General features: G+C 63.0%; 16 protein-coding genes. 7 read left to right on the top strand and 9 right to left on the bottom strand.

Features of this window, described 5'->3' with window-relative positions; translation table 11 throughout:
* Nucleotides 1–103: 103 nt before the first annotated feature.
* The 4 genes from eda to zwf all read right to left on the bottom strand — a co-directional run bounded on the left by eda (nt 104) and on the right by zwf (nt 4,953).
* Nucleotides 104–742, bottom strand: coding sequence for a bifunctional 4-hydroxy-2-oxoglutarate aldolase/2-dehydro-3-deoxy-phosphogluconate aldolase (gene eda, locus DS839_RS34710; protein ID WP_119275141.1), 639 nt, complete (start codon nt 740–742; stop codon nt 104–106).
* On the bottom strand, nt 742–2,562 hold the full coding sequence (gene edd / locus DS839_RS34715) for a phosphogluconate dehydratase (RefSeq protein WP_119275142.1): 1,821 nt from the start codon (nt 2,560–2,562) through the stop codon (nt 742–744). The genes eda and edd overlap by 1 nt, the downstream gene beginning before the upstream one ends.
* Nucleotides 2,563–2,815: 253 nt before the next feature.
* Nucleotides 2,816–3,475: a 6-phosphogluconolactonase gene (gene pgl / locus DS839_RS34720; RefSeq protein ID WP_119275143.1), complete on the bottom strand. Its 660-nt coding sequence runs from the start codon at nt 3,473–3,475 to the stop codon at nt 2,816–2,818.
* Nucleotides 3,472–4,953, bottom strand: coding sequence for a glucose-6-phosphate dehydrogenase (gene zwf, locus DS839_RS34725; RefSeq protein WP_119275144.1), 1,482 nt, complete (start codon nt 4,951–4,953; stop codon nt 3,472–3,474). The genes pgl and zwf overlap by 4 nt, the downstream gene beginning before the upstream one ends.
* 199 nt (nt 4,954–5,152) lie before the next feature.
* Between zwf and hrpB the strand changes: the two genes are divergently transcribed.
* The 6 genes from hrpB (at nt 5,153) to DS839_RS34755 (ending at nt 11,782) form a co-directional block, all read left to right on the top strand.
* On the top strand, nt 5,153–7,618 hold the full coding sequence (gene hrpB / locus DS839_RS34730) for an ATP-dependent helicase HrpB (protein ID WP_119275145.1): 2,466 nt from the start codon (nt 5,153–5,155) through the stop codon (nt 7,616–7,618).
* A gap of 59 nt (nt 7,619–7,677) precedes the next feature.
* Entirely contained in the window at nt 7,678–8,892 is a 1,215-nt protein-coding gene (locus tag DS839_RS34735) for a sulfite oxidase (RefSeq protein ID WP_368912092.1), read from the top strand.
* Nucleotides 8,893–8,980: 88 nt separating this feature from the next.
* Nucleotides 8,981–9,907: an ABC transporter ATP-binding protein gene (locus DS839_RS34740; protein WP_119275146.1), complete on the top strand. Its 927-nt coding sequence runs from the start codon at nt 8,981–8,983 to the stop codon at nt 9,905–9,907.
* Entirely contained in the window at nt 9,904–10,665 is a 762-nt protein-coding gene (locus DS839_RS34745) for an ABC transporter permease (protein WP_119275147.1), read from the top strand. The genes DS839_RS34740 and DS839_RS34745 overlap by 4 nt, the downstream gene beginning before the upstream one ends.
* A 414-nt stretch (nt 10,666–11,079) precedes the next feature.
* The gene (locus DS839_RS34750) at nt 11,080–11,280 is read left to right on the top strand and encodes a cache domain-containing protein (RefSeq protein WP_119275148.1); all 201 of its coding nucleotides are present in this window, start codon (nt 11,080–11,082) and stop codon (nt 11,278–11,280) included.
* 85 nt (nt 11,281–11,365) lie between these two features.
* Nucleotides 11,366–11,782 (top strand): ester cyclase, encoded by a 417-nt coding sequence (locus DS839_RS34755; protein ID WP_119275149.1) that lies wholly within the window; start codon nt 11,366–11,368, stop codon nt 11,780–11,782.
* Nucleotides 11,783–11,879: 97 nt separating this feature from the next.
* Here the strand turns inward: DS839_RS34755 and DS839_RS34760 are convergent, their stop codons facing one another.
* Both DS839_RS34760 and DS839_RS34765 read right to left on the bottom strand, forming a co-directional pair.
* Nucleotides 11,880–14,054 carry a hypothetical protein gene (locus tag DS839_RS34760; RefSeq protein ID WP_119275150.1) on the bottom strand — a complete coding sequence of 725 codons (2,175 nt, stop codon included), beginning with the start codon at nt 14,052–14,054 and terminating at the stop codon, nt 11,880–11,882.
* A gap of 164 nt (nt 14,055–14,218) precedes the next feature.
* A complete protein-coding gene (locus tag DS839_RS34765; RefSeq protein ID WP_119275151.1) occupies nt 14,219–15,067 on the bottom strand; it encodes a nuclear transport factor 2 family protein in 849 nt (282 codons plus the stop codon).
* A gap of 404 nt (nt 15,068–15,471) precedes the next feature.
* Here DS839_RS34765 and DS839_RS34770 point away from each other — a divergent pair, with 404 nt between their 5' ends.
* Nucleotides 15,472–17,193: an adenylate/guanylate cyclase domain-containing protein gene (locus DS839_RS34770; protein WP_119275152.1), complete on the top strand. Its 1,722-nt coding sequence runs from the start codon at nt 15,472–15,474 to the stop codon at nt 17,191–17,193.
* A 578-nt stretch (nt 17,194–17,771) separates the two neighbouring features.
* On the opposite strand, the gene DS839_RS34780 is transcribed toward DS839_RS34770, so the two are convergent.
* From DS839_RS34780 to deoA, 3 genes are all read right to left on the bottom strand, one after another.
* Nucleotides 17,772–18,728 (bottom strand): DUF1186 domain-containing protein, encoded by a 957-nt coding sequence (locus tag DS839_RS34780; RefSeq protein ID WP_119275157.1) that lies wholly within the window; start codon nt 18,726–18,728, stop codon nt 17,772–17,774.
* 122 nt (nt 18,729–18,850) lie between these two features.
* Complete coding sequence (locus DS839_RS34785) at nt 18,851–20,032, bottom strand: phosphopentomutase (protein ID WP_119275153.1); 1,182 nt, start codon at nt 20,030–20,032, stop codon at nt 18,851–18,853.
* Entirely contained in the window at nt 20,029–21,348 is a 1,320-nt protein-coding gene (gene deoA / locus DS839_RS34790) for a thymidine phosphorylase (protein WP_119275154.1), read from the bottom strand. The genes DS839_RS34785 and deoA overlap by 4 nt, the downstream gene beginning before the upstream one ends.
* Between the last annotated feature and the right edge of the window lie 204 nt (nt 21,349–21,552).

A 21,552-nucleotide genomic window follows, 5' to 3' on the forward strand; every position in this document is an offset into this window, starting at 1 on the left:
TGTCTCCGTCTGTTCCCCCTCACCCTAACCCTCTCCCCCGTTGGGGGAGAGGGGATCGTGTCCAAATCATTCGAATGCTAGTTGGCGGCGGCGCCTCGCGCAACTAGCCTTTGAGCCGGGCGGCGGCGGTGGCAAGCTTCGCGATACCGGCCCAATCCTTGTTGGCGATCAGGGCCTTGGGCGCCATCCACGAGCCGCCGATGGTGATGACATTGGCGAGCTTCAGATAGGTGGGCGCGTTCTCGGCCGTGATGCCGCCGGTCGGGCAGAACTTGACCTGCGGCAAGGGCGAGATCAGCGCCGAAAGATAGGCGGCGCCGCCCGATTGCTCGGCGGGGAAGAATTTCTGCAGCCCATAGCCATGCTCGAGCAGTGTCATCGCCTCGCTCGGTGAGCGCGATGCCGGTAGGAGCGGGGTCTTTGTCTTCTGCGCAGCCTCGATCAGCGCCGGCGTCGCCCCCGGCGAGACGGCAAAGGCGCAGCCCAGTTCCTCGCTGAGCTTGAGCGTGTGCCGATCGAGCACGGTGCCGGAGCCCACAATCGCGCCCCTCACTTCCGCCTTGATGGCGCGAATGCAATAGGGTGCCGCCTTGGTGCGCAAGGTGATCTCGAGCACGGGAAGCCCGCCTTCGACCAGGGCCTTGGCCAGCGGCACCGCATCGACCACATCGTCGATCACCAGCACCGGCACGACCGGCGCCTGCCTCAAGAGGGCTTCGAGGCCCGGTTGTCGCTCGCTCATCACTGCACCCTGAAAATCGTGGCGCCCTCATCGGCGCGATTGACCTGGGACCGGAAGGGCGTGAAGAGCTCGCGCCCGACGCCGAAATCATTGGCGCCCAGATCGGCGGTGACCGGCGCGCGCGATGCCCATTCCGCCGCATCGACCAGCACTTCGAGGAGGCCCGACACCGCGTCGAGCCTGATCATGTCGCCATCGCAGATCTTGGCGATGGCGCCGCCCTCCGCGGCTTCGGGCGTCACATGGATGGCGGCCGGTACCTTGCCCGAGGCGCCCGACATGCGCCCGTCGGTGACGAGCGCCACGCGATGGCCCCGATCCTGCAGCACGCCGAGAGGCGGCATCAGCTTATGGAGCTCCGGCATGCCATTGGCCTTGGGACCCTGGAAACGCACCACGGCGACCACATCGCCCGAAAGCTCACCCGACTTGAACGCCCTCTGCAATTCTTCCTGCGAATGGAAGACACGCGCCGGCGCTTCGATGACATGCCGGTCCTTCGGCACGGCCGAGCACTTGATCACGGCGCGGCCGAGATCGCCGGCGAGCACCGCAATGCCGCCCGTCCGATCGAAGGGATCGGCGCAGCCGCGCAGGATCGCTTCATCGCCGCTCTCTTTCACCGCCTCCGTCCAGGCGAGGCCGTCCGCCGCGAGCCGCGGCTCGACGAGATAGCCCTCGAGCCCGGTTCCCCAGACCGTGCGCACATCCTGGTGCAGGAGGCCGGCGCCCAAAAGCTCGCGGATCAGGAAGCCCATGCCGCCCGCGGCGTGGAAGTGATTCACATCCGCCTTGCCATTGGGATAGATGCGCGTCAGCAACGGCACGAGGGCTGAAAGCTCCGCCATGTCCTCCCAGGTCAGATGGATGCCGGCTGCCGCCGCCATGGCAATCAGATGGATCGTATGGTTGGTCGAGCCGCCGGTGGCGAGAAGGCCCACGACGCCGTTCATCACGCTGCGCTCATCGACGATGCGGCCGATCGGCGTATATTCATTGCCCGTGGCGGTGATCGCCAGCGCGCGTTTGGTGGAAGCGCGCGTGATCGCATCGCGCAAGCCGGTATTGGGATTGACGAAGGTCGTTCCCGGCAGATGCAGGCCCATGATCTCCATGAGCATCTGGTTCGAATTGGCCGTGCCGTAGAAGGTGCAGGTGCCGGGCCCGTGATAGGACTGGGATTCCGCTTCGAGCAGAGCCTCGCGGCCGACCTTGCCTTCGGCATGAAGCTGGCGGATGTGCGACTTCTCGTCATTGGCGAGGCCCGATGTCATCGGTCCCGCCGGGATGAAGACCGATGGCAGATGGCCGAAAGTGAGCGCGCCGATGACGAGGCCGGGCACGATCTTGTCGCAGACGCCGAGATAGACCGCGGCATCGAACATCTGATGCGACAAGGCTACGGCGGTTGATAGCGCTATCACGTCGCGCGAAAATAAGGAGAGCTCCATGCCCGCTTCGCCCTGGGTCACGCCATCGCACATGGCGGGCACGCCGCCCGCGACTTGTGCCGTGGCGCCGGCCTCACGTGCCGCCTCGCGGATGATGTCGGGGAAGCGCTCGAAAGGCTGATGCGCGGAGAGCATGTCATTATAGGCGGTGACGATCGCCAGATTGCCGCAAGCCGCGTCGCGCAGCATCGCCTTGTCGCCCGGGCCGCAGGCGGCGAAGCCATGGGCGAGATTGGCGCAGCCGAGCCGGGCGCGCCGGGGCGCGGTCTCGCGGGCTTTCTCGATGCGGTCGAGATAGCGTTGCCGCGACGGGCGGCTGCGTTCGATAATCTTTTCCGTAAGACCTGCGATCTTTTCGGTGACGGGCATAGCAGCTTCCTGTTAGGAGCTCTCTCCCTCGTTCCCCTTCTCCCGCGCGGCACGCGTGGGAGAAGGTGGCCGAAGGCCGGATGAGGGCTCTTTCGCGCAATACGCTCTGATCTCGACGAATATCGCTTGCTGAGACAAAGAGCCCTCACCCGCCCTTCGGGCACCCTCTCCCATTGCTTCGCAACGGGAGAGGGGAAGCGTGGAAGGCTGCTCACTCACCTTAAGAATTCTCATGCGCGATGGGTCCTCTCAATCAGGGGGACCAATAGAGGATGATGGGCTCGCGCGCGCGCAGGAAGGCGCGGATCGGCATGTCCTTCACCGGTCCCGGCTTCTCCGCCTCGGCAAGCGTCTTCTTCTTGTCCTCGCCTTCGATCAGCAGTGCCACGAAATTGCTGTCGAGCAGGATCGGCAAGGTGAAGGTCAGACGCTTCTCCGGTGCTCCCGGCGCCGTCATCGTCACGATGCGTTTCGTGGTCGTGACATCGAGCGCCTCGGCGAGATTGTCGCCGCCGGGAAAGAACGAGGCGGTGTGGCCGTCGGCTCCCATGCCGAGGACCACCACATCGAAGGGGCCGAGTTGCTCCGGATGACCATGGCCGCCATAAAGCTGCACGAACTTCGCCGATGCCGCCTTCAGCCGCAAGAGATGGTCGCGCACCAGCTTGGCATTGGAGCGCTCGTCCGTCACCGGCACGCAGCGCTCGTCCACCAGAGTGATGGTGACGCGCGACCAGTCGATCTTGATATGGGCAAGCTCATGGAAGAAGAGCTTGGGCGTCGTGCCGCCGGAAACGGCGAGCTGGGCCTGGCCGCGATCGGTGATGGCGGTCGACAGGCTCGCCGCCACATCCGATGCCAATGCGGCCGCAACTTCCTGCCTGGTGGCGAACAGCTTACGTTCAGCAATCAACTCGCATCATCCTCATGCCAAGTGCGACCGTCGCGCTCGATCAACGCTACTGCCGCGGCAGGTCCCCATGTCCCCGCCGTATAGGGCTTGGGCAAATCGGCCGTCGCCGCCCAGGCGTCAAGAATGGGACCGATCCAGTTCCAGGCCGCCTCGACCTCGTCGCGGCGCATGAACAAGGTCTGGTTGCCGCGCACCACATCGAGGATGAGGCGCTCATAGGCATCCGGATTGCGCACCCCGAAAGCCTCGGCGAAACTCATATCGAGCGGCACATGCTGAAGCCGCATACCGCCGGGGCCCGGGTCCTTGATCATCAGCCAGAGTTTTACGCCCTCATCCGGCTGCAGGCGAATGACCAGCCGGTTGGTGTCGATCGGACCGGCCCCATCGTCGAAGACCGAATGCGGTATGGGCTTGAAGGTAACGACGATCTCGGAGACGCGTTCCGGCAGGCGCTTGCCGGTGCGCAAATAGAACGGCACGCTGTTCCAGCGCCAGCTGCCGATTTCGACCTTGAGGGCCACGAAGGTCTCGGTCTTGCTCGAAGGCGAGCCGAGCTCGTCGAGATAGCCGGGCACAGCACCCCCCGCCGAAGCGCCGGCGCGATACTGGCCGCGCACCGTCATATTGGCCCCATTGTGGGCCACGATCGGCTGCAGCGACTTCAGCACCTTCAGCTTCTCGTCGCGCACCGCATCGGCCTCGATCGAGGTCGGCGGCTCCATCGCCACAAGGCAGAGGAGCTGCAGCATATGGTTCTGCACCATGTCGCGCAGCGCGCCCGCCGTATCGTAATAGCCGGCGCGGCTTTCGACGCCCAAGGTCTCGGCCACGGTGATCTGCACATGGTCGATGTGACTGGCGTTCCACAAGGGCTCGAACAGCGCATTGGCGAAACGCAGCGCCATCAGGTTCTGGACCGTCTCCTTGCCCAGATAATGGTCGATGCGATAGATGCGGTTCTCCGGGAACACCTTGCCGACCGCGTCATTGACGGCGCGCGCCGATTCGAGATCGCGGCCGATCGGCTTCTCCACCACCACCCGGCTCTTCGCCGTGACCAGGCCGTTCTTGCCGAGCCTTTCGCAGATCGGTCCGAAGAGATCGGGCGAGGTCGCGAGATAGAAGACCCGGATGCGATCTTCGCCGGGTTTCAGCACCTTGGCCAATCCCTCCCAGCCTTTGTCCTGCGTGGCATCGAGCGGTACATAAGAGAGTCGCTTCAGGAAGGCATCGACCTCGGCGGGTTTGCGCTCCTTCTCGGGGACATATTCCTCGAGCGCCTGCCAGGCGACGGCCTGGTAATCGGCATCGCTCAAGCCACGGCGCGAAACACCGATGATGCGCGCACCTTGCGGGATCTGCCCGGCCTGGTCACGGTGATAGAGGGCGGGCAAGAGCTTGCGCTGGGCGAGATCGCCCGTCGCTCCGAAGACGACGAGATCGAAAACCTCGACAGGGATGATGCGCGTGGTCATTTTTTGTGCAGTGCAATAAAAGGAGCGTTTGTATTAGACTCAGTGGCCGTCGCAGACAACTGCCAAAGCAGCGCACGCTCCCGAAAAGGTTACCAATTGAAGGATTTCCATCAGGCTGATCGTTTCAGATCGACACTGTCTGACGTGATCATGATCTAAGGCTTGACGGAACGGAGTTGAGCTGTTTGACCGGGACCCGATGTCCGATTTGCCCATCACACCCATTTTGCCGAGCCTCGCCAAGGCATTGGCCGGGCATGCAAATGTCGTCCTGGCGGCGGAACCCGGGGCGGGCAAGACGACGCGCGTGCCCTTGGCCCTCCTGGGCGAGCCCTGGCTCGGGCGCGCCAAGATCGTGATGCTGGAGCCGCGCCGGCTCGCAGCGCGCGCCGCCGCCTCGCGCATGGCGCAAAGCCTCGGCGAGCCGGTCGGGCAAACGGTCGGCTACGCGGTCAGGCTCGACCGCAAAGTCTCCGCCGCCACCCGGATCGAAGTGGTGACGGAAGGGATCCTGACGCGGAGGCTGCAGGCCGATCCGGCCTTGAGCGATGTCGGTCTCCTCATCTTCGATGAGTTCCATGAGCGCAGCCTCGATGGCGATCTGGGCCTCGCTCTGGCGCTCGATGCGCAGGCCGGGCTGCGGGACGATCTGAAAATCCTCGTGATGTCGGCGACGCTCGATGAGGCGCGGTTGTCCCGGCACCTCTCCGGTGCGCCCGTGATATCGGCGCCAGGACGCACCTTCCCGGTCGAGACGCGCTATGGCGACCGGCCGGAGCGCGCGATGCTCGCCCGCGACATGGCGCGCGCCATCCGCGGCAGCCTCGCCGAAACCAAGGGCGGCATCCTGGCCTTCCTGCCGGGCGAAGCCGAGATCCGCCGCACCGAAGAGGCCTTGCGCTCATCCGCACTACCCGATGATGTCGCCGTCATGCCGCTCTATGGCGCGATGGCGCTTGCCGATCAGGATGCCGTCATCAGGCCGGCGGGTGAAGGTCGGCGCAAGATCGTGCTTGCCACCACCATCGCCGAAACCAGCCTCACCATCGACGGCATCGACATGGTGATCGATTCCGGCCTCAAGCGATCGCCGCGTTTCGATCCCGCGACCGGCATGACGGAACTGGCGACGGTCAGGGTCTCGCAAGCCTCGGCCGATCAGCGGCGCGGCCGCGCCGGGAGGCTTAGGCCCGGAATCTGCCTCAGGCTGTGGCCCGAGCAGGAGATGCGCGCGCTCAAGGCCCATGACGAGCCCGAGATCCTGATCGCCGACCTCGCGCCGCTGGTCCTCGAGCTCGCCAATTGGGGCGTCACCGACAGGACTGCGCTCAGCTTCCTCGATCCGCCGCCCGAGGCCGCCTTCGCCCAGGCACGTGATCTTCTCATCGAGCTCGACGCGCTCGACGGCAAGGGCGCCATCACGGCGATGGGCAAGCTCATGGCGAAGCTGCCGCTCCATCCGCGCCTCGCCCATATGATCGTGCGGGCGAAGGACCTCGAGGCGGGCGCGCTCGCCGCCGATCTCGCGGCACTGCTCTCCGAGCGCGACCCTCTCGGGCGCGACGCCGGCGCCGACATCGCCGACCGGCTCGCCGCACTGCGCAAGGGAAATACCGGCAAAGCGCTCCGTGAGCGGATCAAATCGTCGGCGCAACAAATCCGCGGCCTTGCCGGCCTCGCCAGGGAAGACGACGGCGATGTCCTGCCCGGCGTGCTCATCGCGCTGGCCTGGCCGGACCGGATCGCCCAGGCGCGCGGCGGGCGCGGCCGGTTCCGCCTTTCGGGCGGCGGCGGCGCCATCCTGCCCGAGCACGATCCCTTGGCGCGCGAGGCCTTCCTCGCCGTGGCGACGACCGACGGCGCTTCCGGCCACCAGCGGATTTTCCTCGCCGCGGCGCTGACGCGCGCGGATATCGACACCCATTTCGCGGCTCATATCGGCGAGACCGACATCGTCAGATGGGACAGCCGGAACGAGCTCGTGGTCGCCAACCGGCAGCGCCGGCTCGGCGCGCTCATCCTCGAGGACCGCGCGCTTAGCCTGCCCGATCCGGAAGCGATCGCTCAGGCCATGACCAAGGGCGTCGCCGAAATGGGCCTCGCCGTCCTGCCCTGGAGCGATGCGGCACAGAATCTCAAAGGGCGCGTGCGCTTCCTGCGGCGGATTTTTCCGGAGGACGGCTGGCCGGATCTTTCCGATGGCGCTCTTCTCGCCACGCTCGATGGCTGGCTCACCCCCTATCTCGCCGGCATGACGCGGCGGGCGCATCTCGACCGGCTCGACATGCTGGCGATCATCTCCCATCTCATCCCGCCCGAGCTGAAGCGCCGCCTCGACAGGCTGGCGCCGCGGCATGTCGCCATTCCCTCGGGCGCCGACATCACCATCGACTATGAGACCGACGGCGACCCGGTGCTCAGCGCCCGCTTGCAGGAAATGTTCGGGCTCAAGGAAACGCCGCGCATCGCCGATGGCCGGGCGGCCCTGCGCATCGAGCTCCTGTCGCCAGCCAGGCGACCCTTGGCGGTGACCCAGGATCTCAAGAGCTTCTGGGTCAATGCCTATCCGCAGGTCAGGTCCGAGATGCGCGGGCGCTATCCCAAGCATCAATGGCCGGAAGATCCGCTGTCGGCGGTGGCGGTCAAGCCGAACAGAGTGCGATAGCCACACTCTTTGCTTCTCCTTACGACAACCTTATGCTGGAAGCCGGAAGGAGGCATGCCATGCAGCTCACGCGCCGCGGCTTCGTTTCCGGCTGCAGCCTCACGGCCATGGCCGCGCTGGCGGCGGGGCCGATTTCTTCCACGCGCCTGATTGCCGAGGCGGCTCAAGCACCGAACCTGCTCGAGATGAGCGGCAAGGCCGAGCTTGTCGTCCTCGGCGAAAATCCCCTGGTGGCGGAGACGCCGGCGCATCTGCTCGACGAGGATGTCACCTCGACGGAAGCGTTTTTCATTCGCAACAATGGCGAGCCGCCCAGGCCGATCGCCGATCCCGACGCCTGGATGCTGACCGTGGACGGCGAAGTGCACAAGCCGCTGGCGCTCCGTCTCGGCGAGATCAAGGCGCGCTTCCGGAAGGTCGATTATGTGCTGCAGCTCGAATGCGGCGGCAACGGCCGCTCGGGCTTTCATCCCAAGGCGCGCGGCAATCAATGGACCGTTGGCGGCGTCGGCTGTGCCCGCTGGGGCGGCGTGCCGTTGGCCGATGTGCTGAACCAGGCAGGACTGAAGCCGCAGGCCTCATACACGGCGCATTATGGCGCGGATCTGCGCACCGACGGCGCGACGGGGCCGGTTTTGTCGCGCGGCGTGCGCCTGGCCAAGGCGATGGAACAACACACGCTGCTTGCCTATGAGATGAACGGCAAGCCGATCCCCAGCATCCATGGCGGGCCGCTGCGGCTGATCGTGCCCGGCTGGCCGGCCTCCGCCTCCCACAAGTGGCTGACGCGAATCTGGGTCCGCGACCGGGAGCATGATGGGCCGGGGATGACCGGCACCAGCTACCGGGTGCCGGTTGTTCCCGGGATACCGGGCGACCCCGATTTCGACACCAAGGGCATGCGCATTCTCGAATCGATGCCGGTGCGCTCGATCATAACCAACCTGCGCGATGGCCAGCGATTTACTGCCGGAACGCGCGAGCTGGCGCTGCGCGGCCATGCCTGGGCCGGCGAGGACACCGTGGCGGCAGTGCATGTCAGCGCCGATTTTGGCCAGACCTGGACCCAAGCCGACGTCATCCCTGCCGTCAACCGCTATGCCTGGCAGCGCTGGACGGCAACGCTCAAAGTACCGACCCACGGCTATTACGAGCTCTGCGCCAGGGCCACCGACGGCAGCGGCAAAAGCCAGCCGCCTCTGGCGGGCTTCTGGAACCCTCAAGGCTATGGCGGCAATGGCTGGCACAGGGTGCCCGTGCTGATCCCAGCGTGAGCGGGCGAAAGGAACATTCGCCAAATTGGACACAACCGTCTAAAAGGGCGGGCCCAAAACCCGGAAACCCTTCGATTTGCGCTTTTCCATGCAGCCCATCGTCTCCATCACCGATGTCTCCAAGACCTATGCGACCGGCTTCCAGGCGCTGAAGAGCGTCTCGCTCGACATCCACAAGGGCGAGATCTTTGCGCTGCTCGGTCCCAATGGCGCCGGCAAGACCACGCTCATCAACATCATCTGCGGCATCGTGCGCGCCTCGACGGGCCATGTCCTCGCCGACGGCCACGACATTATCAGCGACTATCGCCAGGCGCGTTTCAAGATCGGGCTGGTGCCGCAGGAACTGACGACGGATGCTTTCGAAACCGTCTGGGCGACGGTCACCCACAGCCGCGGCCTGTTCGGGCGCGGCCACAATCCCGCTTACGTCGAAAAAGTGATCAGGGACCTGTCGCTGTGGGAGAAGAAGGACTCGAAGATCATGACGCTGTCCGGCGGCATGAAACGGCGGGTGATGATCGCCAAGGCGCTGAGCCACGAGCCGACGATCCTGTTCCTCGACGAGCCTTCCGCCGGGGTCGATGTCGAGCTCAGGCGCGACATGTGGGGTCTCGTGCGATCCCTGCGCGATAGCGGAGTCACCATCATCCTCACCACCCATTACATCGAGGAAGCCGAAGAGATGGCCGACCGGGTCGGCGTCATCAACAAGGGCGAGATCATCCTGGTCGAGGAGAAGAAGGCGCTGATGCGCAAGCTCGGCAAGAAGCAGATCACGCTCGAGCTCGTGAAGCCGCTCGACAAGGTGCCCGAGGGGCTGGCCCATTACCAGCTCGAGCGTTCGGCCGACGGCCATGAGCTCACCTATAGCTACGACACGCAAGGCAGCCGCACCGGCATCACCGCCCTCCTGCACGATCTCAGCGAAGCCGGCATAAGGTTCCGGGACCTCAATACCCAACAGAGCTCGCTCGAAGAAATATTCGTCAACCTGGTGAGGGAGCGGCCATGAATCTCTATGCCATCCGCGCCATCTACAAGTTCGAGATGGCCCGCACTTTCCGCACGCTGCTGCAGAGCGTGGTCTCGCCGGTGGTCTCGACCTCGCTCTATTTCGTGATCTTTGGCGGCGCCATCGGCTCGCGCATCGCCGAGATCGACGGGGTGACCTATGGCGCCTTCATCGTGCCGGGCCTCATCATGCTCTCGCTGCTCACGCAAAGCATCTCGAACGCCTCCTTCGGCATCTATTTCCCGAAATTCATCGGCACGATCTACGAGATCCTGTCGGCGCCGATCTCCTCGCTCGAGATCGTCACCGGTTATGTCGGGGCGGCGGCGACCAAGTCGATCATGCTCGGCCTCATCACGCTGGCGACCGCGGCCCTGTTCGTGCCGCTCCATATCGAGCATCCGGTGTGGATGGTGGCCTTCCTGGTGCTCACCGCGGTGACCTTCAGCCTGTTCGGCTTCATCATCGGCATCTGGGCCAAGAATTTCGAGCAATTGCAGCTCATCCCGCTTCTCATCGTGACGCCACTCGCTTTCCTGGGCGGCAGCTTCTATTCGATCGACATGCTGCCGCCCCTGTGGCGCACCATCTCTCTCGCCAATCCGGTGGTCTATCTGGTGAGCGGCTTCCGCTGGAGCTTCTTCGGCACCGCAGACGTCCGGATCGAGATCAGCCTCGCGATCACGCTTCTGTTCCTCGCGGCCTGCCTCGCCATCGTCACCTGGATCTTCAAGACGGGGTATAGATTGAAGAATTGAATTCGGCCGTTCCAGGGTCATTTGCAGACCCCCCGCCGGCGCCCGCCGGATCGGCACAAGGCACGAGAGCAGGGCGAAACCTCTCAGGGACATGGATTGACCATCAGGGCAGCCAGTGCCAAATATGCCGTTAGGGAAGCCCTCCAGTAATGCGAACCACTGCCATTGGGGTTGGCTCGATCGTTGATTGGGATAGGAGGCTGATCGCGATGCATTCTTCGCGCAGGACGGTGATAGGCCTGGGGGCGGCCCTCTTTACGGCAGCCTGTGCCGGTCTTGCCAGCGCCGCCGAGCGCGGAACAGCTGAAGAAGCAAAGGAAATGGTTGCCAAGGCCGTGGCACTATTCGAGGAAAAGGGTGAGGCCGCGTTTGACGAGATCAACAACGGGGACAAGTTCAGATACAAGGACCTATATGTCTTCGTTCACAGTTTCCGTCGATATCAAGGATGCAGACGGCAAGCCAATTGGCCAGATGTTCCAGGAGCTGGCAACAAGCGAAGGCACGTGGGTGGATTATCGCTGGATGAATCCAACAACGAAAACACCGGAGGAAAAGTCAAGCTGGCTGATCCGCGCCGGCAGCTACATCTTCGGTTGCGGCGTCTACAAATGAGCATGCGTTGACACCTGAAGTCGAGCGCTGCCTCTTCCGGCAGACCAGCTAACAACGGTATTGATCATCAAAGGAGTCTCCTGACATGGCATCGATCACCGAAATCGCGGACAAGTTCTTCGTCGCCTGTGAGACCGGTAAGGGCTGGGAGGGTTGCAATGCCTATTGCACGCCAGATGCGACATTCGCCGCGCAAGCCGAGCCGCTCGCCGACGTAAGGAGCCTGCAGCAGTACTGTGATTGGATGAAGGGTCTGCTCGGCTTCATGCCCGACGGCCACTACGAGCTCGTGTCCTTCGCCACCGACGAGAAGCGGCGCAATGTCTCGGCCTATGCCGTCTTCCATGCCACGCATACCGGCCAAGGCGGACCGGTTCCGCCGACAGGCAAGAAAGTGGCTACGGACTATGTCTATGTCATGCAGTTCGATGGCGACAAGATCAAGCACATGCAGAAAATCTGGCACTCAGGTCTCGCGGTGAAGGCGCTTGGCTGGGCGTAGCCTGGGCGGCATCGGGGTGAGCGACGCAGCGCAGGCGGATCTGAGCCTATATCTCGTGAGCGGCTTCCGCTGGAGCTACTTGGGCACCGATGTCGGATCAGATCGCGGCGACAGACTCCAGATACTCGCGCGCGGCGGCATGGATTTCCGCTTGTTGCGTCGGCGTCAGCGCGGTCCCGATCAAAGCAAGCGCAAATTTCGCCTGCGCAAATGACGTGGCTGTTGGGCGGCCCAGCCTGAAGCTTGCGTTCACCGGCGCGGTCGACACGATATTGCTGGTCAGCAGCAAAGTTGCGCCGTCCTTCATCATGGTCATGCCGCCGGCGCTGCCCGATTTGCGCGAGGCGATGTAAAGTCCCCTCCCGTCGGCATTGGCGACGACACCTGTCGTCGCACCTGTCTGGTTGACTCGCGCGGTCGCAACATTGCTGGCCGTGCGCGGGTTGATCGTCGTGCCTCTGGTGCCGTCGAAAAATCCCGCGATCGAGTTGGTGAACTGCGCATCGCGCAGATTGAAGATGCCGAGCGCGCCTGAGTTTTGCTGGAACAGGCCGCCTGAGGTCGAGGGATTGAATCCGGTATCGAGCTCATCGTCGATGCCGTCAGTCTCGTAGCCCTGAAACGCGGTGAAGACCGGCGCCCCTGCAACGGTGAGATTGAACGCATCGGCCTTCCAATTTCTCTGCGCCCCTTGCGCGTCATGACCCGCAATGCCGTAGATGGCATCGAGACTGCCCCAGGCATTCGCGCCGGCCTTGAGCGCCTTGATGAAGATATCGATCCGTTTCTTGTGCGTGTAGGTCGGCTGGGCCAAGAAACGGGCAAACAGGGCGGTCGAGGCGGCGTCATACTGGAACAGGTTTATCTTGTTCGTCGCAACGACCGCCGCACATTCAATATCGACCGGAGTGGTCGGGTGCTTGCCATCACCATCATTCGGGGCCGCCTTGACGACGTGGCCCGTGGCGTAAGCTCCAATCGGGAGGGTCAGCGTGACCGAATATGGTCCAGAACCGCTCACGCCGATCACCGTCGATTTCTGGTGCCCGGCGGTACCGTCGCCAAACACCAGAAGTTCGCCCTTTACCGGCGCGGCATGCATCACGACCGGACCCGTGCCGCCGGCAAAATCGCTCGTCAGGGCGGCTGAAAAGCTTCGCAGCTTCCACTTGTCGGTTTCCACCGCGTCATGAACGACAGCGCCGATGTCGAACGTCATGACGGCGGGCGCCGGGCTCGACAACAGCCCGGTGTTGAGGGCGAGGCGCGCGTCACTGGCGACTATCTGATCCGCCAGTGTCGTGAAGGGCCTGTTGTTCGAGAACGCTGCCTTCGGCAGGCACGTCCGGTAGGCGCATGGTATGCCATAGCGATCATTCAGAAAGTCCAGCATCTCGTCCATTCTGGCACGCCACGCGGAGGCGTCGACATTGGCGTCATTCTCATCACCGAATACGGCAAGATCGAAAGGCGTGTTGGCCAGGCCCTGGATGACCTCGTCACGCCTGAGGAATGCGCCTGGTACAAGCGAGCATTGCCCGCTGCAGCGCGTGCCCGGGACGGCGAAATTCATATAGGGCAGGCGCGGCCCGGTGACATTCTCATCAAAGCCGCGCTGCCAGAAACCGACATTGGCGCGGGCGTCGGCCAAGGAAACCGTCTCATCCTCGCTGAAGTCGATACTGTTGATCAGGACGAGCGGCACGAGCCTGCCATCGTTGCCGCGCGCCACGGCACAAGCAGGCCCGTAATAGCGCCCGCTTGCCGTGTTTGTGATCGCACCGCCCGACAGCAGACCCAAATTCGGCGTCGCGGACCATTGCGCAGCCTCGTTCATGCTCGACATGCGCGAATAGCCGATCGGTCTCACATCACCGATGTTTGCCTGATGAATCGTGCGCGCCCATCCGCGCTGTGCACCCGGCGAAGTGAAGGTCGGGATACTCCCCCACTTGCCGGCCGTATTGGCCGCGAGCGTGCAGCTTTGGGATCCCTCGAACAGCGTCGGATGGAATATGCCTGCAAATTCAAAGGAGCCATAGACGGTCGCAGCATTGGCGATATCCCGTTCCGGGCTGTTGGTTGTATCGGTCTCATCAATCCAGAAATTGGGATAAAAGGCCCAGAAGTCGTATGTCGCATATTCCGGCACCGCGAAGGTAATGCGCGATGTCATGCACTCGCGGCCGGCGATCAGCGGCGCGCTTTTCGAAATCATCATATGCAGCCGCGTGGCTGCACCGAACAGCATTTCCTCGCGCGCGAGGGGCATGACCTCTCCACCGCCGGCGCCCACCGGTCCCCGTCGACGGAGCGTAACACCCTGCCCAGCGCCAGCCAATTCCACATTGGTGGGATGCTGTCTGCCCGGAAGCCGGGATAGTTCCTCATGGGCAGCGCAAGCTGAGGATGAGGGGTGGGGCCGAACTCATCACGCTACTGCTTCACTTGTGCGAAATTGGCGTGCGCCACCACGAGCCAGGCTCCCTCGCTGCGGCGGAAGACCGTGAGCCGCGGCGCACGTGCCTCCACCGTCTTGCCGTCAATCGTCGCGTCGAACGTCAGCGCGTAGCGCGTCACCAGAAGGTCGCCGTAGCCGGTCGCGACCATATTCTCTGTGGCTGGCAGGCCTGCGATCTTCGGCAAGTCGCTTTCGAGATATTCGGCGGCCCCGTAGGCCGAACCGTCGGCGCGGACGATCTGGAACTCCGGTGCCAGCACCCGGCGGACACGCTCCTTCTCGCCGCTCGCGACCGCGCCTACCCACGAATCGATCGCCTTCTTCGCCTCGGCCTGTGGGTCGACCACGCTCCCGGATCCGAGATTGGCGAAGGCCTGCAGCTTCCAGCCTCCCGCGGCCCGCGTGAAGACCGCAAGGCGCGGCAAGCGCGTGACTTCGCGCTGGATGCCTTCGATTTTGCCCCGAACGCTCGCGAAGAACGTCACCATGAGGGCATCGCCCGTACGGGTCGCCTTGAAGCCGTCGAACTCATAGGTCTGCAGCGATGCCGGGTTCACGACATAGCCCGACCTGTCATAGCGCATGCCGTCGGTGCGGATGAGCTGGAATCCCTCGCCCAGGATCTCAGCCAACGGCGCCTTGCCGGCGGTCGCGGCATAGAAGTGTTCCACTTGCGCGCGGGCCAGCGAATCCAGATCCTCCGCTGCATCAGCAGTGAGAGCAATGCCGCGGAGCTGCCACCCGGCCAAGACGCCGATGATCAGCGTCGCGGACATCAGCAGCAGACGCCCCGACCTCACCGGGGCAAGATAAAGCTTCCGCATCAGGGTCTCCTTCCCAAGCCGGTCGTTCCAGCCGATTGCATGCTCCAAAGCTCAAGACTGGACCCGTGAAGGTCTTCGAGGCAATCCATTTCGGCATGGAGCCGTTCCGCTCGCACCTACTCCCTTGCCTCGCTAAGCATCAAGCCTAAGACGTCGGCTTCTGGCCCCAAGGCTACATCCCAGCTACAAATTGTGATGCCCGGGTTTGAGGGGAAAGCTGCCGTACAGCCGACATGGCATGAAGCCCGCATCTGACCAGATGTCGGCCCAGATCAGCGGGCCGATCCAAACCATGCACCGGAGCGTGTCTTCTATGCGCGGATTGCGGTGGCCCGTGGCAATGCTATCGTATGGCCTTGCCCGGCACAGAGAGGTGCCAGAGGCTATGAGGGGATCACGGGCAGGTGGTCGAACATGCCGTAGAACGCCGTCTGGCGGCGATCCTAGCCGCCGATATGGTCGGCTACAGCCGACTTATGGGCAAGGATGAGGCCGGGACCCTCGCTGCACTGAAGGCTGTCCGGGCCGAAGTCATCGACCCAAAGGTCGCAGAGCACAACGGTCGCGTGTTCAAGGCAACCGGCGACGGTGTTCTGGCAGAGTTCCCGAGTGTCGTGAATGCGGTGGCGTGCGCGGTCGCCATCCAGCAGCAGATGGTTAGTCGGAGTACCGGCGGGCAACCCGAACAGCAAATTGATCTCCGGATCGGGATAAACATTGGCGATGTCATCGTCGACGGCGACGATGTCTTTGGCGATGGCGTAAATGTGGCGGCGAGGCTTGAAGGTATCGCGTCTCCAGGCGAGGTCGTTGTTTCCAGCGCCGTACGCGATCACATAGGCAATCGACTCGATTTGCTATTTGACGACCTAGGAGACCAACAGCTCAAGAATATTTCGATGCCAGTCCGATCCTATCGTGTCCGTCTTGGCAATAATGAAAAGAGTCAACGGTTAGATTCTGTGCCTTCGACCAAGACCTCGATTGCCGTCCTCCCCTTCACAAATATGAGTAGCGACCATGAACAGGAGTATTTCGTCGACGGCCTGTCGGAAGATCTGATCACGAGTCTTTCCAAAATCCCGGAGTTGTTCGTTATCGCGAGGCATTCGACATTTGCATACAAGGGCAAGTCGATTGATCTACGACAGGTGGCAAGAGAACTAGGCGCCGATCATATAATTGAAGGGAGCGTGCGCCGAGCCGGGAGGCGTGTCCGTGTGACCGCCCAGCTCATTGAGGCCAAGAGTGGAGGGCATTTGTGGGCCGATAGATTCGACCGCGATCTCGAAGACATATTCGCTGTTCAGGACGAAGTCGTAGCAAACATTGTCAGCTCACTATCTATGGCGTTGCCCGCGTCACGTACCCGGCGGGAACGGCACGTGCCGAGCATCGAAGCATATGACCTCTTCGTTAGAGGGCGAGCACTTTCCGTAGATACCATTGAAAAAACTACTCTCGCTTATCCGCTACTCGAAAGAGTGATCGAGCTTGATCCTGACTTCTCCGATGCCCATGCCTGGCTGGCCATGAACCTTATATTTCAGTTCATTGATAGCGGGAAAGGTGAGATGGAGAAGATCCTATCAGCCGCGAAACGCGCGGTCTCCCTTGACCCTGAAAATGCCTTGGGTCATTTTGCTCTAGGCTACGCCATTGCCTATTCAGGCGATCTTCGCGAAGGCAGGGTAGAGTTTGAACTTGCCCTACGCTTCAACCCCAATCACGCCGATGCATGGTTGTATCTCGCTGACCTGGAGGTATTGGATGGACGTCCAGAGGCGGCAGTCAGCACAGTTGAAAGAGCACTACGCCTGAACCCTTATCCACATGCGACTTATTATTGGCTATGGGGCTTCGCACTCTATGCGGCTCGGCGATACGAAGAGGCTGCCAGACATCTTGAACATCCGTCTTGTCGCGGGACCGGTTCACAACGCATTCGGGCGGCAGCACTGGCGCAGCTTGGGCAGCTGAATCAAGCTCATGACGTGAGCCGGCAGTTTATGACAAACTATCCAAAATTCACGACCAGTGGCTGGGCAAAGACTCAACCGTTTCGCGATCCTCGCGACCTGCAGCATTTTGTCGACGGCTATATCAAAGCAGGATTGCCCGCATGACCACCAACCGCCGCCTCGCCGCGATTATGGTCGTCGACGTAGTCGGCTATTCTTGAAGCTGGCACAAGGCGTTCAAAAACACGAGCGATCTGCCGAGACACCGTAGGGTCCGCGAATCCCGCTCCTGTATTTTACAGGGAAGATACAGGGTATTCTCTCGAAATGAGGGCTTTCCACGGGCGGAAATTTTGAGATTTTCTTTTAAAATCATTCACCTATGAAGAAAACTATTGCTCCCCTCGAACAGGGAAATTCGAGCGTCGCGCAACAGGGATCGGGTGCTTCAGCAGACACGCAAGATTGATCTAAATTAGTGGATTCATTGATTAATCGTCGAGTCTTGTTCTTTTCTCGAAGCGGATCTTTCGCATGGTCCGCCGGCGCGGTGAGGCTTTCGCGCCGGGCTCACTGCCTCCCAGGCGTGCGAGCCGACATGCGCTCTCCCGCTCGATCAGCGCCTTGAGGGCTTCATGGACCAGCACTGATTCTTCCTCGAGGCCCGTTCAAGCTTTGGCCTTGGCAAGGAGCTCGCCGTCGAGCGTTAAGGTTATCGTGGTCCGCACAGTCATGCTCGAAAACTATGTTCCCCATGGCTGGTTGGCCAGGCAGCATTTCTTCGCCTTCTTGCCGCTGCCGCAAGGGCATGGATCATTGCGTCCGACATCGCGCATCGGGTTGATGAACGGCGCACTTGAAACCCAGTCCGTATCCCGAAGGTGTGGGCGGCTCGGCAACTCGGCGAGCCTGTCGATGGTTCTCGTCCAGGCCAGAGCCTCAACGGCATTGTCAAGATAGCCAAGACCGAAGCCTTCAAAACGCTCGCTGTCGCTCGGATCCTTCTCGGCCTCCGCGAGATCTTTCTCGAAATGCTCGCGCCCGAGAACACTCGTGTCTATCCGGCCTTCCTCCCATGCGCGGTGAAAAAGCGGCGCCAGGTCGCGCAGGCCAAGCAAGGCGATGGCTTCGAGCCATCCGACCCAGGCATATTCATTGTCTTCCGCCAGCCTCTCGTCGTAGAACCGCTGCAGAAAGCTCCGCATGCGGTCACGACCTATGCGGCCTTCCCATGTCAGAAAGGTCGCGGCGCCGAACAGTGCCGAACGCACAAAGGACTCGACAGAACGCTCGGCGATCACTGCGAAAAGACTGTCGGCGTCGCCATCGTACATGCCTGTGGCGATCTGCGCGAGCGACTGGGTGATAGCAGCACCCAGCAAGTGATCGAGCTCGTCGGCGGGCCGGCGCAGCAGGCGGAGCAAGATCGGCCAAGCCTCAGTGTCGCGTGCCTCGCCCAGTATATAGACGCCGCGAAAGACCAGCATCTCCTCGCCTTCGGTCAAGGCTTCGCCCTCGGCCGCCTTGGCGAGAATCGTGCGCAACACGGGACCAGATTCCTCAATCCGGGCAACGCACATGTCGATCGCGAAATCCGGCAAGTCCTTGTCGCTCGCGAGTGCGCGCAGATGCTCTTCGATCGGACCGTTATCCGCAGGTCCCCCGTCCGAACCAGACATTGCAAGTTCCTCTTTCTTCATCGGATCTCCTCGCGACAAGGCGCATCGATCATAGCGCAAAAGAACGGGCGCCGGCACCTCGGGCGCGCGCCGATATGCGGATTTTCAACGGATTTAACAGCCGACGAGCCGATGCTTGGACGTCAGAGCCACGACTTTCCATGCGCGAGCGGGGCGATCCCCAGATGCGTGGCGATCGTCTGGCCGATATCGGCGAAGCTGGCGCGCCGGCCGAAGCTTCCAGGTGCGGCGCCCGGTGAAAAGCTGAGAATCGGCACACACTCGCGGGTGTGGTCGCTGCCGCGCCAGGTCGGATCGCAGCCGTGATCGGCGGTGATGATCAGGAGATCGCCCGGCTTCAGGCGCTCGAGCGCCTGCGGCAATTGCTCGTCGAATGCCTCGAGCGCCGCGCCATAGCCCCTGGGATCGCGGCGATGGCCATAGAGCATGTCGAAATCGACGAAATTGGTGAGGAGCAGGCCGCCGTCCTCGAGATCGGCCATCAGGCTGAACGTCGCTTCGAAGAGCGCGTCATTGCCGACTGCCTTGATCTCACGCCCGGTGCCCGAATGCGCATAGATGTCGCCGATCTTGCCGATGGAGACGACGTCGCGCCCGGCTTGGGTGAGCCGGTCGAGCAAGGTCGGGGACGGCGGCGGAATCGAATAGTCCTTGCGGTTGCCGGTGCGGGTGAAATCGCGCGCATCGGCGCCGACGAAGGGCCTGGCGATGACGCGGCCGATATTGAGATCATAGGAGAGCTCGCGCGCCGCCGCGCAGACCTCATAGAGCCGATCGAGGCCAAAGGTTTCCTCATGAGCGGCGATCTGGATCACCGAATCGGCCGAGGTGTAGATGATCGGCTTTCCCGTCTCCATATGCTCCTCGCCGAATTCGGCGATGACATCGGTGCCCGAAGCGTGCTTGTTGCCGAGAAGGCCCGGCAACTCGGCCTGCGCGACGATCGCATCGGTGAGTGCCCGCGGGAAGCATGGAACGGTCTTGGGGAAATAGCCCCAGTCGAAAGTGACCGGCACGCCCGCGATCTCCCAATGGCCCGACGGCGTGTCCTTGCCATTCGACACTTCGACGCCATAGCCCCATTTGCCGCGCAAGGGGACATCGCCGTCAAAGCCTTTGGGCAAATGTCCGCTTGCCGCCTTGGCGGCATGTCCCAATCCAAGAGCGGCGAGATTGGGCAAGAACGGATGCGCCTGCGCCGCCACATGTCCGAGCGTGTTGGCGCCCTTGTCGCCGAAGCGGTCGGCGTCGGGCGCGCCGCCAATGCCGACCGAATCGAGAATGAACAGGAAAGCGCGGCTCATCTTGTCTCAGGTCCAATGCGGTCGAGCACCGGGGAAGCGGGCGCCGGTGCGTCGCCCAAACGATAGGCCTTGCGCAGCGCGAAGGCGGCGCGTTCGAATTGCGTCTCATCGCGGGCATGGACGACGGCAAGCGGGCGGTCGCGCCCGACATGCGCCGATCGGCCGGCCAGGCCGGTCAGGCCGACGGCCGGATCGATCTTGTCGTCCGCCACGCGCCGTCCGCCGCCGAGCTCGATCACGGCAATGCCAAGCGCCCGCGTGTCGATATGAGCGACATGGCCGTCATGCGCCGCCATCACCGGTCGGATGATCGGCGCCTTGGGCAAGAGGCTCTCATAATTCTCCAGGAGGTCCTTGGGCCCGCCAAGAGCCGAGGCCATGGCCTGGAACCGCTCGGCGGCCGTCCCTGAGCTCAGCGACCGCTCGAGCTTGCCCGTGCCTTCGGCCACGGTCCCGGCAAGGCCGGCCAGCACCAGAAGCTCGGCGCCCAGCGCCAGCGTGACCTGGTGCAGCCGCTGGTCGCGCTTTTCGCCGGTCAGATAATCGAGCGCATTGGCGATCTCGACGGCATTGCCGGCAGCGCTCGCCAGGGGCTCGTTCATGTCGGTGATCAGCGCCGACGTCCTGAGGCCTGAGCCATTGGCGACCGCGACCAGGCTTTCGGTCAATTCAAGCGCCTCTTCCGGCGTCGCCATGAAGGCGCCAGTGCCGGCCTTCACATCGAGCACCAGCCCGCCGAGACCCGCCGCGAGTTTCTTCGCCAGGATGGACGCGGTGATGAGCGGCACCGATTCGACCGTGCCGGTCACGTCGCGAATGGCATAGAGCCGCTTGTCTGCGGGCGCCAGATCGTCGGTCTGGCCGATGATGGCGCAGCCCTCTTCCTTCACCACCTTGCGGAAGCGATCGATATCGGGCTGCGACACATAGCCTGGAATGGAATCGAGCTTGTCGAGCGTGCCGCCGGTATGGCCGAGGCCGCGTCCAGAGATCATCGGCACTGCGGCACCCGCGGCGGCGAGCATCGGCGCCAGCATCAGCGAGACATTGTCGCCGACACCGCCGGTCGAGTGCTTGTCGACGACCGGGCGATCGACATCCTTCCAGGAAAGCACGGTGCCCGAATCGCGCATCGCGCGGGTCAAGGCCACGGCCTCGGCGCGCGACATGCCGCGCAGGAACACCGCCATGGCGAAAGCCGCCGCCTGGCCCTCCGAGACGCTGCCCTGGGTGAGGCCGGCGATGAAATCGCCAATGTCGCCATGGGACAGCTCCTTGCCGTCGCGCTTCTGGCGGATGAATTCCTGGGCCAGCATCACGTGCCGCTCCAGCGAAACGGCCCCTTACCCTCGCCCCTCGAAGAGGGGAGAGGACCTCCCACCAACAAGTCAAGGTCTTGCGGGGCGGTAACCCCGCGAGAAGAGAGGACGAGAAGGTTCCGTGATTGTCGATTGTAGCGCCGTGCTCGCACTGTCCAGGACGCTTCGCGCCAGCTTCGCCGGTGCCGCCTTTGGCGGCAT

The organism is Taklimakanibacter deserti, assembly GCA_003574785.1.

Bases quoted from the DNA above. Each gene is read 5' to 3' on its own strand.
- eda (WP_119275141.1), bottom strand. From the start codon at position 742: ATGAGCGAGCGACAACCGGGCCTCGAAGCCCTCTTGAGGCAGGCGCCG.
- edd (WP_119275142.1), bottom strand. From the start codon at position 2,562: ATGCCCGTCACCGAAAAGATCGCAGGTCTTACGGAAAAGATTATCGAA.
- zwf (WP_119275144.1), bottom strand. From the start codon at position 4,953: ATGACCACGCGCATCATCCCTGTCGAGGTTTTCGATCTCGTCGTCTTC.
- hrpB (WP_119275145.1), top strand. From the start codon at position 5,153: ATGTCCGATTTGCCCATCACACCCATTTTGCCGAGCCTCGCCAAGGCA.
- DS839_RS34735 (WP_368912092.1), top strand. From the start codon at position 7,678: ATGCAGCTCACGCGCCGCGGCTTCGTTTCCGGCTGCAGCCTCACGGCC.
- DS839_RS34740 (WP_119275146.1), top strand. From the start codon at position 8,981: ATGCAGCCCATCGTCTCCATCACCGATGTCTCCAAGACCTATGCGACC.
- DS839_RS34745 (WP_119275147.1), top strand. From the start codon at position 9,904: ATGAATCTCTATGCCATCCGCGCCATCTACAAGTTCGAGATGGCCCGC.
- DS839_RS34750 (WP_119275148.1), top strand. From the start codon at position 11,080: ATGTCTTCGTTCACAGTTTCCGTCGATATCAAGGATGCAGACGGCAAG.
- DS839_RS34755 (WP_119275149.1), top strand. From the start codon at position 11,366: ATGGCATCGATCACCGAAATCGCGGACAAGTTCTTCGTCGCCTGTGAG.
- DS839_RS34760 (WP_119275150.1), bottom strand. From the start codon at position 14,054: ATGCCCCTCGCGCGCGAGGAAATGCTGTTCGGTGCAGCCACGCGGCTG.
- DS839_RS34765 (WP_119275151.1), bottom strand. From the start codon at position 15,067: ATGCGGAAGCTTTATCTTGCCCCGGTGAGGTCGGGGCGTCTGCTGCTG.
- DS839_RS34780 (WP_119275157.1), bottom strand. From the start codon at position 18,728: ATGAAGAAAGAGGAACTTGCAATGTCTGGTTCGGACGGGGGACCTGCG.
- DS839_RS34785 (WP_119275153.1), bottom strand. From the start codon at position 20,032: ATGAGCCGCGCTTTCCTGTTCATTCTCGATTCGGTCGGCATTGGCGGC.
- deoA (WP_119275154.1), bottom strand. From the start codon at position 21,348: ATGCTGGCCCAGGAATTCATCCGCCAGAAGCGCGACGGCAAGGAGCTG.